Origin of the sequence: Anoxybacillus sp. LAT27 (assembly GCF_022030075.1) — a bacterium.
GTDB lineage: Bacteria > Bacillota > Bacilli > Bacillales > Anoxybacillaceae > Anoxybacillus > Anoxybacillus kestanbolensis.
Genome location: NZ_JAIWYK010000351.1, coordinates 1 through 229, shown reverse-complemented (window position 1 = coordinate 229; position 229 = coordinate 1). Strand labels below are relative to the sequence as shown.

At 53.7% G+C, this 229-nt stretch carries 1 protein-coding gene; it reads left to right on the top strand.

Going from position 1 to position 229, the window contains the following annotated elements; translation table 11 throughout:
• Nucleotides 1-229 (top strand): rRNA adenine N-6-methyltransferase family protein (locus tag LD028_RS09760; RefSeq protein WP_275949124.1); only part of this gene is annotated, 229 nt, incomplete at both ends.

The window sequence follows — 229 nt, the reverse complement described above, 5'->3', positions numbered from 1 at the left end:
AGGTCGTCGCCTTTGAAATCGATGGCCGGCTGCTGCCGATTTTGGCGGATACATTGTCCCCCTACGACAATGTGCGCATTATTCACCAAGATGTGTTGAAGGCGGATTTGCATGCGGTCATTGCGGAAGAGCTGGCCGATGTGAACGACCGGATGGTGGTCGCTAACTTGCCGTATTATGTGACCACACCGATCATTATGAAGCTGCTTACCGACCGGCTCCCAATCCG